9 protein-coding genes are annotated in these 15,380 nt (G+C 70.1%); 5 read left to right on the top strand and 4 right to left on the bottom strand.

From position 1 onward, the window contains the following. Nucleotides 1–18: 18 nt before the first annotated feature. Nucleotides 19–927, bottom strand: coding sequence for a hypothetical protein (locus ACGFY9_RS04820; RefSeq protein ID WP_393751989.1), 909 nt, complete (start codon nt 925–927; stop codon nt 19–21). A gap of 107 nt (nt 928–1,034) precedes the next feature. Between ACGFY9_RS04820 and ACGFY9_RS04825 the strand changes: the two genes are divergently transcribed. Next, nucleotides 1,035–1,682 (top strand): TetR/AcrR family transcriptional regulator, encoded by a 648-nt coding sequence (locus ACGFY9_RS04825; RefSeq protein WP_393751991.1) that lies wholly within the window; start codon nt 1,035–1,037, stop codon nt 1,680–1,682. A 118-nt stretch (nt 1,683–1,800) separates the two neighbouring features. Here ACGFY9_RS04825 and mfd read toward each other — a convergent pair whose 3' ends face one another. The 3 genes from mfd to ACGFY9_RS04840 form a co-directional block, all read right to left on the bottom strand. Then, entirely contained in the window at nt 1,801–5,355 is a 3,555-nt protein-coding gene (gene mfd / locus ACGFY9_RS04830) for a transcription-repair coupling factor (RefSeq protein ID WP_393751993.1), read from the bottom strand. Between the two features lie 299 nt (nt 5,356–5,654). After that, nucleotides 5,655–8,228 carry an ABC transporter permease gene (locus ACGFY9_RS04835; protein ID WP_393751995.1) on the bottom strand — a complete coding sequence of 858 codons (2,574 nt, stop codon included), beginning with the start codon at nt 8,226–8,228 and terminating at the stop codon, nt 5,655–5,657. Next, entirely contained in the window at nt 8,225–9,013 is a 789-nt protein-coding gene (locus ACGFY9_RS04840; protein ID WP_363099853.1) for an ABC transporter ATP-binding protein, read from the bottom strand. The genes ACGFY9_RS04835 and ACGFY9_RS04840 overlap by 4 nt, the downstream gene beginning before the upstream one ends. Nucleotides 9,014–9,392: 379 nt before the next feature. Here ACGFY9_RS04840 and ACGFY9_RS04845 point away from each other — a divergent pair, with 379 nt between their 5' ends. The 4 genes from ACGFY9_RS04845 (at nt 9,393) to ACGFY9_RS04860 (ending at nt 15,234) form a co-directional block, all read left to right on the top strand. Next, complete coding sequence (locus ACGFY9_RS04845; RefSeq protein WP_393751997.1) at nt 9,393–10,955, top strand: MFS transporter; 1,563 nt, start codon at nt 9,393–9,395, stop codon at nt 10,953–10,955. 186 nt (nt 10,956–11,141) lie between these two features. After that, nucleotides 11,142–11,699 (top strand): DUF485 domain-containing protein, encoded by a 558-nt coding sequence (locus tag ACGFY9_RS04850; RefSeq protein ID WP_393751999.1) that lies wholly within the window; start codon nt 11,142–11,144, stop codon nt 11,697–11,699. Continuing rightward, the gene (locus ACGFY9_RS04855; RefSeq protein WP_393752001.1) at nt 11,696–13,390 is read left to right on the top strand and encodes a cation acetate symporter; all 1,695 of its coding nucleotides are present in this window, start codon (nt 11,696–11,698) and stop codon (nt 13,388–13,390) included. Before ACGFY9_RS04850 ends, ACGFY9_RS04855 begins: the two co-directional genes overlap by 4 nt. 125 nt (nt 13,391–13,515) lie before the next feature. Beyond that, the gene (locus ACGFY9_RS04860) at nt 13,516–15,234 is read left to right on the top strand and encodes a PHP domain-containing protein (RefSeq protein WP_393752003.1); all 1,719 of its coding nucleotides are present in this window, start codon (nt 13,516–13,518) and stop codon (nt 15,232–15,234) included. The last annotated feature ends 146 nt before the right edge of the window (nt 15,235–15,380 follow it).

Here is a 15,380-nt window from a genome sequence, read left to right on the forward strand (position 1 = left end):
CGTCAGACCCGCACCCCCTCAGACCTTGCCGATGCCCAGCGTCGACTCCGAGGGCAGCAGCCCGGACCCGAGTACGGCGACCCAGAACTCCCCCAGCAGGTCGGCGAGCCGGTCGGTGTCGGTCCGGCCGAGGAACTGCCAGGGTGCGGCGGCCAGTTGGTCGGTGCGGCGCTCGACCTCCTGGCGCAGATCGCGGCCCGCCCGCGTCGCCGTACCCCTGTCGTCTATGACGCCTCGGGCGACCAGCCGTTCGCGGGCCGCCGCCCACTCCTCCCGGCTCCAGCCCCGGCTCTCGAAACGCTGGACGGAGGCGGCGCCGATCGCGGCGAAGGAGACCAGGGACTCGACCGGGTCGAGATCGGCGACGAGGAGGGCGGCCAGGTGGCCGTCGCCCCGGTGTTCGCGCAGGATCGTCGCCGCCTGCCACAGCTGGAGGTGGGGTTCCGCGGGCCAGGCCAACTCGGCGTTGGCCGCGGCGAGGGGGCGGCCGGCGGTGTTCGCCGCCTCGGCGGCGCGGCGGGCGAGGGCGGCGGCCTCCGCCAGCTCGGGGCTGTCGACGCGGTCGCCGAATATCGCGCGGTAGGCCCGGTCCATGCCACGCAGCCTCGCCTTCAGTACGGCGTCCGGGCTCGCGGTGCTCCACGCCGAGTCCATGTGCTCGGCGACCATGCGGGGGTTGAAGCTGTAGAAGGCGGAGGTCACCCGCTCACTGCCGACCGGGCCCAACGGCGCGGCGCGCAGCGGGAAGTAGCTCGGCCAGCGCTCCTCGGTGTCGTATCCGAACGCGGCGGCCTCCTCGAAGACCTCCGGCGCGTAGTACAGCACCGCGTGCAGGGGTTCGAGCAGATGCCAGAGCTGGCGCACGCGGCTCAGCTCCACGGTGGGGAGGCTTTTCGTGGTCTCCACTCCACGCACGCTTTCCGACATGGCGTAACTCCTCGTCGCGTCCCGGTCGTTCCACAACTTGACACTGGCAAGATTGCCTCAGCCGCCCGAACTTGTCAATGCCTAGATTCGGCGTACGCTTGCTGACCATGAGCACAGCCGAGCCCGCGAAGACAGACGAGACGGACGAGAGCGCCGAGACCGACAAGAGCGCCAAGGCCTCCGGGGGCAGCCGCCGCCCGTACCACCACGGCGATCTGCGCCGCGCCATCCTCACCGCCGCGCTCGACGTCATCGCCGCCGACGGCCCGTCCGCGCTGAGCCTGCGGGATCTCGCCCGCCGTGCCGGTGTCTCGCACGCTGCGCCGGCGCATCACTTCAAGGACCGCACGGGGCTGTTGACGGCGATCGCGGCGGAGGGGTTCGGACTGCTGGCGGGCACGATCGGGGAGGCGGCGGACCTGAAGGACGCGGGCGTCCGCTACGTACGCTTCGCGCGCGAGCATCCGGCGCACTTCCAAGTGATGTTCGCGCCCGACCTGTTGCGCGCCAGCGACCTCGAACTCACCACGGCCCGCGCCCTCGCCACCGGCGCCCTGCGCCACGCCGTCTCCGCCGTACCCCCCGAGGGCCGCGGCCCCGACGCCCGCCTCGCCGGGGTCGCCGCGTGGTCCCTGGCCCACGGCTTCGCGACGCTGCTGCTGGGGCACAACCTGGACGGGGCAGTGGGTGAGCGGGACCCGGAGGAGGTGTTCCGGGTACTGGCGTCGATGTTGTTCAGGACGACAGCCGAGTGACGTGACGGCAGCACCCGGAGCGACCGACCGGCAGCCTCCACGCCCCCCGGCCGACCGACCGGCCCCCCCTCCTGCCGGCCCCTCCTACGACGTCCTACGACGTCCTACGACGCCAGGATCACGACCCCAGAGTCGTCGCCAGGAACTCCCCCACCCACCCCAGCAACTCCCGCCCGACAAGCGGCTTCCCGCCCACCTTCGCCGTCTTCGGGCGGGGTACCAGCACCTGGTGGGCGGCCGGCTTGATGACGGTGCCCGGGTAGAGGCGCTTGAGGCGCAGCTCCTGGGACTCGCGCAACTCCACAGGGGCGAAGCGGATGTTGGTGCCCTGGAGGACGATGTCGCCGACGCCGCACGCGCGGGCGAGCATGCGCAGGCCCGCCACCAGCAGCAGGTTCTCCACCGGTTCGGGCAACTTGCCGTAGCGGTCGACGAGTTCCTCGCGTACGGCCTTGATGTCCTCCTCCGTGTTGGCGGAGGCGATGGACCGGTAGGCGGAGAGGCGCAGGCGCTCGCCGGGGGCGTAGTCGTGCGGGACGTGGGCGTCGACCGGGAGCTCGATCTTGACCTCCAGGGGCGGCTCCTCCTCGACACCGCCCTCCAGGGAGGCGCGGTAGTCCGCGACGGCCTCACCGACCATGCGGACGTACAGGTCGAAGCCGACGCCCGCGATGTGGCCGGACTGTTCGCCGCCCAACAGGTTTCCCGCGCCTCGGATTTCGAGGTCCTTCATCGCCACGTACATGCCCGCGCCCATCTCCGTGTGCTGGGCGATCGTCGCGAGGCGCTCGTGGGCCGTCTCGGTGAGGGGCTTCTCCGGGGGGTACAGGAAGTACGCGTAGCCGCGCTCGCGGCCACGGCCCACCCGGCCCCGGAGCTGGTGGAGTTGGGACAGACCGAAGTTGTCACCGCGCTCCACGATCAGCGTGTTCGCGTTGGAGATGTCGATGCCCGACTCGACGATCGTCGTCGATACCAGGACGTCGAACTTCTTCTCCCAGAAGTCGACGACCACCTGCTCCAGGGACTGCTCCGACATCTGGCCGTGGGCGGTCGCGATGCGCGCCTCCGGGACGATCTCGCGCAGTCGGGCCGCCGCGCGGTCGATCGATTCGACGCGGTTGTGGATGTAGAAGACCTGGCCCTCGCGCAGGAGTTCGCGGCGGATCGCGGCGCCGATCTGCTTCTCCTCGTAGGGGCCGACGAACGTCAGCACAGGGTGACGCTCCTCCGGGGGCGTCGTGATCGTCGACATCTCGCGGATGCCGGTCACCGCCATCTCCAGGGTTCTGGGGATCGGGGTGGCGGACATCGTCAGGACGTCGACATTCGCGCGCAGCTTCTTCAGCTGCTCCTTGTGCTCGACGCCGAAGCGCTGCTCCTCGTCGACGATGACCAGGCCGAGGTCCTTGAACTTGGTCTCGGAGGAGAACAGCCGGTGGGTGCCGATGACGAGGTCCACGGAGCCCTCGCGCAGGCCCTCCAGGGTCGCCTTCGCCTCCGTGTCGGACTGGAAGCGGCTCAACGCCCTTACGTTGACCGGGAATTGCGAGTACCGCTCGGTGAACGTCCCGAAGTGCTGCTGTACGAGCAGGGTCGTCGGGACGAGGACGGCGACCTGCTTGCCGTCCTGTACGGCCTTGAAGGCGGCCCGTACCGCGATCTCGGTCTTGCCGTAGCCGACGTCGCCGCAGACCAGCCGGTCCATGGGGATCGACTTCTCCATGTCGTCCTTGACCTCGGCGATGGTCGTCAACTGGTCGGGCGTCTCCGCGTACGGGAAGGCGTCCTCCAGCTCGCGCTGCCAGGGCGTGTCCGCGCCGAACGCGTACCCCGGGGCCGCCATCCGGGCCGAGTACAGCTTGATGAGGTCGGCCGCGATCTCCTTGACGGCCTTCTTGGCGCGCGCCTTGGTCTTCGTCCAGTCGGCGCCGCCGAGGCGGTGCATGGTCGGGGCCTCGCCGCCGACGTACTTGGTGATCTGCTCCAGCTGGTCGGTGGGGATGTAGAGCCGGTCCCCGGGCTGGCCGCGCTTGGCGGGGGCGTACTCGACGACCAGGTACTCGCGCGTGGCGGTCTGCACCGTGCGCTGCACCATCTCGATGTAGCGGCCCACACCGTGCTGCTCGTGGACGATGTAGTCGCCCGCCTCCAGGGTGAGCGGGTCGATGGTCTTGCGGCGGCGGGCCGGCATCCGGACGCCGTCCTTGCCGGCGGCCTTCTGCCCGGAGAGGTCGGTCTCGGTGAGGACGGCGAGCTTGAGCGCCGTATCGACGAAGCCGTAGTCGATCGAACCGGTCGCCACGTGCACGACGGACGGGGCGATCTCCCCCAGCTCCGTCTCCAGGCGGGCCGCCACGCCCTCGCTGCCGAGGACCTCGACCGTGCGGGCCGCGGGGCCGTGGGCCTCGGTCACGAAGACCGTGCGCCAGCCGTCGGCGAGCCAGCCCTTGGTGTCGGCGAGGGCCTTCGCGGTGTCGCCCCGGTAGGTCTCGGGGGCGTGCATGCCGAGCTTCAGGGTGTCCCCCGCCGCGTCAGCGGCGAATGTATCCGTCAGCTCTTCGTCGGCGGCGAACGGCGACACCGACCACCACATCATGTCCAGCTCGCGCGCCCGGCCCCGTACGTCCGCGATGGCCCACAAGGAGGCCGCGCCGACGTCGATGGGCGCCTCGCCGCCACCGGCGGTCGCCGCCCAGGACGCCTGGAGGAACTCCTGCGAGGTGGCGACGAGATCGGACGCACGCGTGCGTACCCGCTCCGGATCGCATACGACGGTCATCGCGCCCTTGGGGAGCACGTCGAGCAGCAACTCCATGTCGTCGACGAGCACCGGGGCCAGCGACTCCATGCCCTCTACGGCGATGCCCTCGGCGATCTTGCCGAGCAGCTCGCCCAGTTCGGGGTGCTGTTCGGCGAGGGCACGCGCACGCGTGCGGACGTCTTCCGTCAACAGGAGTTCACGGCACGGGGGTGCCCACAGGCCGTGTTCGGCGACCTCCAGGGAGCGCTGGTCGGCGACCTTGAAGTAGCGGATCTCCTCGACGTCGTCGCCCCAGAACTCGATGCGCAGGGGGTGTTCCTCGGTGGGCGGGAACACGTCCAGGATGCCGCCGCGCACGGCGAACTCGCCGCGCTTCTCGACGAGCTCCACGCGCGCGTAGGCGGCGGCTCCGAGCGCGTCCACGATCGTGTTCAGGTCGGCGCTCTGGCCCGTCCTCAGGGCGACCGGCTCCAGGTCTCCGAGCCCCTTTACCTGCGGTTGCAGCACGGACCGCACGGGCGCCACGACGACGGAGACCGGGCCCGTCTCCGGGTCGTCCTCCCTCGGGTGGGCCAGGCGGCGCAGGACGGCGAGGCGGCGGCCCACGGTGTCGCTGCGCGGGCTGAGGCGCTCGTGCGGGAGGGTCTCCCAGGACGGGTAGTCCACGACGCCGTCCGGCGGGAGCAGCGAGCGCAGGGCTGCCGCCAGGTCCTCGGCCTCGCGGCCCGTCGCGGTCACCGCGAGGACGGTGCGGCCGGTCTCCCTGGCCAGCGCTGCCACGGCGAAGGGGCGGGTCGCCGGGGGGCCCACCAGGTCGACGTGCATGCGGTTGCCGTCGGTCGCGGCCCTGGTGGCTTCCGCGAGGGCGGGGTCCTTGACTACGGCGTCGAGCAGACCGTGCAGGCTCATGGAGGGCTTTCCGTCTGGGGGTGGGCAACACGAAGGGCCCGACGCGAAGGGTGGGCCGGGGGGTATCCAGCGTACGTCGGTGCGCTGCCGTGTGCCGGGGCCTGTGGACAACCCTCGCTTCCTTGGCACCCCGCACTGCCGAAAAAGCCTTTCCCACCCACCCACCCGTTTACTGGCAACAGAGAAGTGGACCTCAAAGACAACAGACAAACGACAAGAACAAACAAACCCGGCGCCAAGAAGTCCCCCGTGACTTCTCGGCGCCGGGCCTGCCCCCGTTGGACAAGTGGCTTGGTCGGCTACTCCGTGGCGATTGCGTTGAGGACGTTCATCCGTCCCGCCCGGAACGCCGGGATCAAGGCCGCGAACAGTCCCACGAACGCCGATCCGATGAAGACCGCGATGATCGTGCCCCAGGGGATCTCCAGGACCTTCAGCCCCTCCAGGGCGAGCAGCTGCTGGGCGGTCGCGCCCCAGCCCATCCCGAGCCCCAGGCCGAGCAGCGCTCCGAAGAGGGCGATCACGACCGACTCCATGCGGATCATCCGGCGGAGCTGCCGGCGGGACATGCCGATCGCTCGCATGAGGCCGATCTCCCGGGTCCGCTCGACGACCGACAGGGCGAGGGTGTTCACGACACCCAGGACCGCCACGATGATCGCGAGGGCGAGCAGGCCGTAGACCATGTTGAGAAGCTGGCCGATCTGGTCCTTCAGTTCCTGCTTGTAGTCGGTCTGGTCGCGCACCTGGTACTGCGGGTACGGGGCCATGGCCTTCTTCAGAGCCGCGTACGCCTGCTTCTCCTGGCCGTCCTTGGCCTTGGCGAACATGATCTCGTTCGGCGGGACCTTGTCGGCCGGGAGGTACTTCTGCATCGTGGTGATGCTGGTGTAGCGGGCGCCCTGGTCGATGGCGACGTCGTCGTCCGTGATCGCCGCGACCTTCAGCTTCGCCGTCTCGCCGCCCTTGAAGGCGACGCTGATCGTGTCGCCGACGTGGACGCCGTGCTTCTTGGCGTACTTGGAGCCGACCGACATCGCGTTGGTGCCGTAGGCGGCGGACAGTTCGCCGGCCGTGGTGGCGCGGCGCAGGTCCTGGGCGTAGGACGGGTCGGCGGCGGTGATGCCGTCGGTGTCCTTCTGGCCGTCGGGCGAGGTGAGGGTGGCGTCGATGTCCTTGTAGCGGGTGACGTGGACGAGGTCCGGCGACTTCTCCATCGCCTTCTCCGCCTGCGGGACGATCCGCTGGTTGCCCTGGACGATGAAGTCGGCGCCGACGGACTTGTCGAGTTCACTCGTGGCCGAGGCCACCATCGACGAGCCGACCACCGAGAGGCAGGCGACCAGCGCGAGGCCGATCATCAGGGCCGCACCCGTAGCACCCGTACGCCTGGGGTTGCGGAGCGCGTTGCGTTCGGCCAGGCGCCCCACCGGCCCGAAGGCCCGCAGGAGTACGACGCTGATGACCCGTACGACCCCGTTGGCGAGCAGCGGGCCGATGATGACGAAGCCGATCAGGGACAGTACGACACCTGCCCCCAGTACCAGCGAACCGTCCGTCGCCTTCTTGGCGGTGGCCGCCGCGAACAGGGCGGCGACACCGGCGCCCGTCAGGACCAGGCCGATCAGACCACGCACCCAGCCGGCCTTGCCGTCGGCCGGTGTACCGGCGTCGCGAAGTGCGGCCATCGGGGAGACCTTGCCGGCCCGGCGGGCCGGGAGGTAGGCGGCGAGGATGGTGACGATCACGCCGAGGAGGAGGCCGAGCACCGGGGTGGTCCACTTCACCGTCAGGTCCCGGGTCGACAGGTCCATGCCCGCTGCGCTCATCAGCTTCATCAGGCCTACGGCGATCCCGACACCGGCGCCGACACCGAGGATCGAGCCGACGATCCCGAGCAGGGTCGCCTCGACCAGCACCGAGCGGTTGACCTGTCCGCGGGACGAGCCGACCGCCCTCATCAGGCCTATTTCGCGGGTCCGTTGGGCGACCAGCATCGAGAAGGTGTTGATGATCAGGAAGATGCCCACCAGGAACGCGATCCCGGCGAAGCCGAGCATGGCGTACTTGATGACGTTCATGAACTGGCCGACGCCCTTGCGGTTCTCGTCGGCGTTCTCCTTGGCGGTCTGGATCTTGTACGTCCCCGACGAGGCGAGGGTCTGTGCCACGTTCTGCTTGAGCTGGGTGTCGGAGACACCGCTCGCGGCAGTCACGCCGAGCTGGGTGAACCGGCCGGTGGCGCCCAGGAGTTCACGCTGGGCGGTGGCGGTGTCGAAGTAGACGACGGCCGCACCGGGGTTGGTCACCTTGAAGGTGGCGATGCCGACGATCCGCGCGGTGAAGTCACCGGTCTGCGAGATCGTGCGCAGCGAGTCGCCCATCTTCAGGTGGTGCTTGTCTGCGGTGTCGGCGTCGACCATCGTCTCGGTCGGCCCGCGCGGGGCGTGGCCGGAGGTGATCTCCATCGAACGCAGGTCGTTCTTCGTCCAGTTGCCCGCGATGGTGGGCGCGCCGGTCGAGGACCCCATGTTCTTGTTGGCGCTGTCGACGACGGTCACGTTCATCGAACTGACGGCGCCCTCAACGGACTTGACACCCTGCGCCTTCGCCACCTGCGCGACCGTGGAGGCCGGCAGCGACTCGGGCAGTCCGTTCTGCGGGGTGCTGCCGTCGGCCTTGGCCGCCTTCGGCAGGACCGTCACGTCGGACGCGGTGGCCGCGAAGAGCTTGTCGAACGTCGTGTTCATCGTGTCCGTGAACACCAGCGTGCCGCACACGAACGCCACCGACAGCAGCACGGCTATCGCGGAGAGCGCCATCCGCCCTTTGTGCGCGAAGAAGTTGCGCATCGAGGTCTTCACGACAGTCATGACGTACGCCCCCGGGCGTCGAAGTCCTTCATGCGGTCGAGGACGGCGTCCGCGGTCGGCTTGAACATCTCGTCGACGATCCGGCCGTCCGCGAGATACAGGACGCGGTCCGCGTACGAGGCGGCCACCGGGTCGTGTGTGACGATCACGATGGTCTGGCCCAGGTCGTCCACGGACCGGCGCAGGAAGCCCAACACCTCTGCTCCCGCACGGGAGTCGAGGTTTCCGGTCGGCTCGTCACCGAAGATGATCTCGGGCCGGGCCGCCAACGCCCGTGCTACGGCGACGCGTTGCTGCTGGCCGCCGGAGAGCTGGTTGGGCCGGTGCTTGAGCCGGCCGGCGAGTCCGACCGTCTCCACGACCTGCGCCAGCCAGCCCTTGTCGGGCTTGCGGCCGGCTATGTCCATGGGGAGGGTGATGTTCTCCAGCGCGTTCAGCGTCGGCAGCAGGTTGTACGCCTGGAAGATGAACCCGATCCGGTCCCGGCGCAGTTGGGTGAGCTTCTTGTCCTTGAGGCCGGTGATCTCGGTCTCGTCCAGGTAGATCTGCCCGGACGTCACGGTGTCGAGTCCGGCGAGGCAGTGCATGAGCGTGGACTTGCCGGACCCCGAGGGGCCCATGATCGCGGTGAACTGGCCGCGGGCGATGTCCACGTCGACATGGTCGAGGGCGACGACGCGGGTCTCCCCGGCCCCGTACGCCTTGACGACCTGCCGCGCTCGCGCGGCAACGGCCGTACGCCCTCCAGTGCCCCCGTGCCTGGGAATGGTCACAGCCGATGTCACGGTATGTCTCCTAAGTCGGTCGGCAGCAGAGCGTGCCGGTGCCCGGTCGATGCGTTTGAAGTGGTTACGACGATGAGTCTGGCGGCGGGAGGGGGTCCGGCGCGCTGGTGCTCAGCGCAGTCTTTCCCGGGGGAAAACCCCACCCCCGGCGGTTCGGTCTGCCGCCCCCCGCGGCATAAAGCCAGGTTAAGGACGACCCCCCGCCCTTCTCCTCCTCCGCCGGTACGAACCCTCCCCGGGTCGTAGTAGGGAGCCACCCCTAAGGGCTCTCCACCGACGGGTGGAGTCGATCTCGGGGTTCGGTCCACCCACCGGCCCGCTCAGCTTTCACCCTGCCGCTACGTGAGGCTCAAGTGAGAAGCTGGTGCGCGGCAGATAGATGCAAGGGGAAAGGATTCCTGTGGACCAGGGGGACAGCGACACCGAGATACGACCCGAGGCGGCCGAGCAGCCCACGCCGACGCCTCCCGAGCAGCCCACGCCGGCCCCTCCCGACCGGCGCAAGCGCGCGGTCGTCGCGGCCCTCATGCTCGCGATGGCCCTGGCCGCCCTCGACTCCACCATCGTCTCGACCGCCGTACCGCAGATCGTCGGTGACCTCGGCGGCTTCTCCGTCTTCTCCTGGCTGTTCTCCGGCTATCTGCTGGCCGTGACGGTCACCCTGCCCGTCTACGGCAAGCTCTCCGACACGTTCGGCCGCAAGCCGGTGCTGATCGTCGGGGCGGTGGTCTTCCTCGCCGGTTCGCTGCTGTGCGCGTCCGCCTGGAACATGGGCGCGCTGATCGCGTTCCGGGTCGTACAGGGCCTGGGCGGCGGGGCGTTGCAGGGCACGGTCCAGACACTCGCCGCCGATCTGTACCCGCTGAAGGAACGCCCCAAGATCCAGTCCAAGCTGTCCACGGTGTGGGCGGTGTCGGCGGTCGCGGGCCCGGGTGTGGGCGGACTGCTCGCCGCGTACGCGGGCTGGCGCTGGATCTTCCTCGTCAACCTCCCTGTCGGGGCGGTGGCGTTGTGGCTGATCGTCCGCCACCTCCACGAACCGGAACGCGCCCGCGCCTCCCGCCCCCGCATCGACTGGGCGGGCGCGCTGGCCGTGTTCGCGTGCGGAGGCGTGCTGATCACCGCGCTGGTGCAGGGCGGGGTCGCGTGGGACTGGCTCTCGGCACCCTCAATGGCCTTGTTCGGTACGGGACTTGCGCTGGCCGGAGTGGTCGTCGCGATCGAACGCCGGGCGGCCGAGCCCATCATCCCGGGGTGGGTGTGGCGGCGCCGTACGATCGCGGCCGTCAACCTGGCCCTGGGCGCACTGGGGTTGCTGATGGTGGCGCCGAGTGTGTTCCTGCCGACGTACGCGCAGTCGGTGCTCGGGCTGGCACCCGTGGCGGCCGGATTCGTGCTGTCCGTCTGGACGTTGAGCTGGCCGGTGTCGGCCGCGCTGAGCCAGCACGTGTACCGGCGGATCGGTTTCCGCAACACGGCGATGCTCGGGATCGGGACGGCGACGCTGATCCTGTTCACGTTCCCGTTCCTGCCGTATCCGGGCGCGGCCTGGCAGCCGATGGTGCTGATGCTGCTGCTCGGCGCGGCCCTCGGGCTCTTCCAACTCCCGCTGATCGTCGGGGTGCAGTCGACGGTCGGATGGGAGGAGCGGGGCGTGACGACCGCGTCCGTGCTGTTCTGCCGGCAGACCGGGCAGACGATCGGCGCGTCCGTGTTCGGGGCCGTGGCCAACGGGGTGCTCGCGTCACGGCTGGGCGGGGCGAGCGACCTGGACTCGGTGACGCGGGGGTTGGACGGGGGCGCGGTCCCCGAGGCGACCCGGCGGGCGATCGCGGACGCGGTGCACGCGGTGTACATCGGCGCGGGGTGCGCGGCGGCGGTGGCCTTCCTGGTGCTGCTGTTCCTGGCGCCTCGGCGGTTCCCGGTCCTCAAGGAGGAGTGAGCGGGCCGGAGTTGGGCGATCCTGGCAACACCCGAGGTCAGCGGGTGTTGACGCGACGGCGCCTACCGACCGCTCAGTTCGGCGAAAACCACCCACACCCCCTAACCGGCGAGTAACGTGCGTGGCTCGCGCCGCCCCCTCCCTGCGGTCCGCCGCCACGGACCCGAGCCACGCAAGGAGCACGGGATGTCCTACGACCCGTACCCTCCGCATGATTCGTACCGCCCGGATGATGTGCATTCGTCACCCGACCCGTACACCCCGTACGACCCTGACGCCGACCCGTACACCCCGGACTCCGTCCCCTACGTCCCGTACGACCACGCACCACCCCCGACTCAGCCCCCGCCCCCACGCCTCTCCCCGCCCACCGTCACCTACCCCTGGCAGCCACCCCCGCCTCCGCCCGAGCGCCGCCGCCTGCCCCGTCGCCCCGCGCTCGGCAACCACAGCGATCTGCGCATCCTGCGCGGCGCGTACCGGCGCCAGCGCCGGGTGGCGACCACCGCCGCGCTCGGCTACTTCTGTCTCTTCCTTGGGCTCTCCGCGTTCGCGCCCTCGCTGATGTCGAGCACCGGCACCGGCGGTGTGCCCACCGGGCTGCTGCTCGCACTGGTCCAACTGCCCGTCACCTGGCTCGCGACAGCCTTCTTCGAGCGCACGGCCCGGCGTCGCGTCGACCCCCTCGCGGACCGCTTCCGCAGACAGGCCGAACTGGACGCGAGACGGGAGGCGGCACGATGACCGCGACGACCTCGACGTCGACCGTGACGGCGATGACCGGTCTCAGGGACTCCTCGCAGACCATGTCGCTGGTGGCCTTCACCTCCGTCGCCACGATCACGCTGCTGCTGTGCGTGATGACGGGCCCCGACCGCGACGACCTCGACGAGTTCTACACGGGGTACGGCTCCCTCTCCCCGCTGCGCAACGGCCTTGCCATAGCGGGTGATTACATCTCCGCGGCGAGCGTGCTGGGCACGGGCGGGGTGATCGCCCTGTACGGCTACGACGGGGTGGTGCTCGCGCTGAGCACGGCCCTGTCTCTGATGCTGCTGATGTTCCTGCTGGCCGAACCGCTGCGCAACGCGGGCCGGTTCACGATGGGCGACGCGCTCGCCCGCCGGATGCCGGGGCGGCCCGTACGGATCGTCGCGTGCACGGTGACGATCATCGCGCTGCTGCCGCTGATGCTGGTCCAACTCGCGGGCGCGGGACAGCTGTTGGCGTTCATCCTCGGTTTCTCCGGCGACTTCCTGCAGACCGGCTGCATCATCGGCGTGGGCGCGCTGATGATCAGCTACGCGGCGATCGGCGGCATGAAGGGCACCGCGCTCATCCAGATCCTGAAGATCGTGATGCTGCTCGGGTCGGGAGCCGTGATCGCCGTACTCCTGCTGAACCGGTTCCACTGGGACCTGGGTTCGTTCTTCGACACGGCGGCGAAGCAGAGCGGCGCCGGACCGGCCTTCCTGCACTCGGGACTTCAGTTCTCGGGCGGGCCAAGTCCCCGGCTGGACATGATCAGTTCACAGCTGACGGTCGTGATCGGCGGCGCCTGCCTGCCGCACGTCACGATGCGCATGTACACCGCGTCGAGCGCCCGGCAGGTGCGGCGGTCGATGTCGTGGGCGGTGTCGAGCGTGGCACTGTTCGTGGTGATCGTGACGGTCGTCGGGTTCGGCGCGACGGCGCTGCTCGGCCGGGCAGTGATCGCGCGGGCCGACCCGCAGGGCAACACGGCGTATCTCCTGGGCTCACGGGCGGTGTTCGGGGCCACCATGTCGACGACGGAGACCCTCCTCTTCACCACCGTCACCACGGCCGTCTTCCTCACCCTGCTCGCCTCCGTCGCCGGGATGATCCTCGCCTGCGCCAACTCCCTCGCCCACGACGTCTTCGCGACCCGGGTCCAGGAGATGCCGGTCCGCCGCGAGATGACGCTGGCCCGCTACTCGGCGCTGGCGGTGGGCGTTCCGGCGATCGCGCTGGCGACGCTGATCCAGCACCGGGGCCTGCAACCCCTCGTCACCCTGTCCTTCTGTCTGGGCGCCTCGGCGATAGCGCCCGCCCTCGTCTACAGCCTCTTCTGGCGCCGCTACACCCGAACAGGCCTGCTCAGCACGCTCGTTGGCGGCACCCTCTCCGTCCTGCTGCTGATGCCGGGCACGAACCTGGTCTCCGGCTCGCCCACCGCCGCCTTCCCGAACGCCGACTTCAACTGGTTCCCGTTCACCACGACGGGCCTGGTCACGATCCCGCTCGGCTTCGCCTGCGGCTGGCTGGGCACGGTCGCCTCGGGCCGCCGCGAGGAGGAGGAACAGCGGCGCCGCTACGACGAGATGGAGGGGTGGATCCTGGCGGGGGCGGTACGGAGAGACAGCGGCGGGACACACGGAGAGACACCGCATGACCGGCGCAAAAGCACCGCGTGACCGATGTTGTAGCCGTGCATGACTCGTTCTTTGCCACACCACCACCTCGACTCCCGCTGTTCACCGCTCCTTTCCAGACTCTGCACGTCCGAGCGTGAAGGTCCCTGCATCAGCGGGAGTTGAACATGAGCCACGGCCACAGTCACGGCGATCACGGTCACCACCATCATCACCACCACGGGGACGGCGACACCTCGTCGCTGCCGCCCGCCCTCGACACGTCCGTACCGGACGAGGAGTTGACGCCCAGTCAGCTGTCCCGAAGAGGCATGCTGCGCCGAACGGGCCTGCTGGGAGCGGGACTTGCCGCGGGCGGCGTGCTCGCCGGCGCGGGGGAGGCAGCCGCGTCCGTACAGCAGACGGCGCAGCAGCAGGCGTCCCAGAAGTCGCGCGGCGGTGGCTACCTGTGGCTGGCCGGCGACCACCACATCCACACCCAGTACAGCAGCGACGCGAAGTACCGGGTCATCGACCACGTACGCCAGGCGAACGCGCACGGCCTGGACTGGATGGTCATCACCGACCACGGCAGCGTCACGCACGCCAAGATCGGTGTGGAGAAGGTCAATCCGGACATCGTCGACGCCCGTGACAAGACCGACGACACCCTCGTCTTCCAGGGTCTGGAGTGGAACATCCCGGGCGCCGAGCACGGCACGGTCTTCGTGCACCCCGGCTCCAACGAGGTGGCCGTGCTCAAGGAGTTCGAGAACTCCTTCGACGGCAGCGTCAACAACGCGAGCGGCAACTCTCCCGCCAACGAGGCCCTCGCCATCGCCGGCGTCAACTTCCTCGCCGACCAGGTCCGCCGCCGCAAGGTCAAGGACGCCCTCTTCCTCGCCAACCACCCGGCGCGCAAGGGCATCGACTCCCCGCACGAGATCCGCGGCTGGCGCGACGCGCAGCCCTCGATCGCCGTCGGCATGGAGGGCGCCCCCGGCCACCAGGCGGGCGGCATCCCCAAGCCGAACGGCCCGGGCAGCGGACGCGGCATCTACGACAACAGCCCCGGCGCCGACTCCTTCCCCGGTTACCCGCTGGAGAGTTACCGCACCTGGGGCGGCTTCGACTGGATGACGGCCACGGTCGGCGGCCTGTGGGACAGCCTCCTCGCCGAGGGCAAGCCCTGGTGGATCACCGCCAACTCCGACTCCCACAACGTCTACGCGGACACGGCGGTCCGCGGCCCGGGTGGCGACTTCAACGCCAACGGCCGCTACGAGGACCCGGTCTACGGCACCGGCATCAGCCTCACCGACACCGACTTCTGGCCCGGCCAGTACTCCCGCACGCACGTCGGCGCATCCTCCTTCGCGTACAAGGCGGTCATGGACGGCATCCGCGCGGGCCGCGTCTGGGTCGACCACGGCGGCCTGATCAGCGGCCTCGACGCCCGCCTGTCCTACGGCGGCCGCGAGGTCACCCTCGGCGGCGCGCTGCACGTCCGCCGAGGCGCGCAGGTCGACCTGGTCATCAGGATCAGCCTGGCCAACGGCCCCAACTGGGCCCAGTTCCAGCCCAAGTTGGCCCGCGTCGACGTCATCCAGGGCGATGTCACCGGCCCGGTCGCGGACAAGGACACCTTCGCCACCCCCACCACGAAGGTCGTCAAGTCCTTCGAGGTCGACAAGTCCACCGGCACCGTCCGCCTCACGTACTCCCTCGGCCGCCTCGACAAGCCGGTCTACGTCCGCCTCCGCGGCACCGACGGCAACCGCTCCGCCGTAGGCATCAACGGCCCGGCGATCGACCCCGCAGGCCCCGCGATGGACGTCCTCGGCGACGCCGACCCGTGGAAGGACCTCTGGTTCTACTCCAACCCGATGTGGGTCCTCCCCGCATGACCACCCCCTACGACCCGTCCGGGGGGGGGCGCCCCCCCCCGGGGGGGGGGGGGGGCCGCCCCCCCCCCCCCCCCGGGGGCCCCCCCCCCCCCCCCGCTCACACAACAGCCCGGCCGCACCGCGGGCGGGCGGGGACGGTGACAAAC

The sequence above is a fragment of the Streptomyces sp. NPDC048504 genome, assembly GCF_043200035.1.
Lineage (GTDB): Bacteria > Actinomycetota > Actinomycetes > Streptomycetales > Streptomycetaceae > Streptomyces.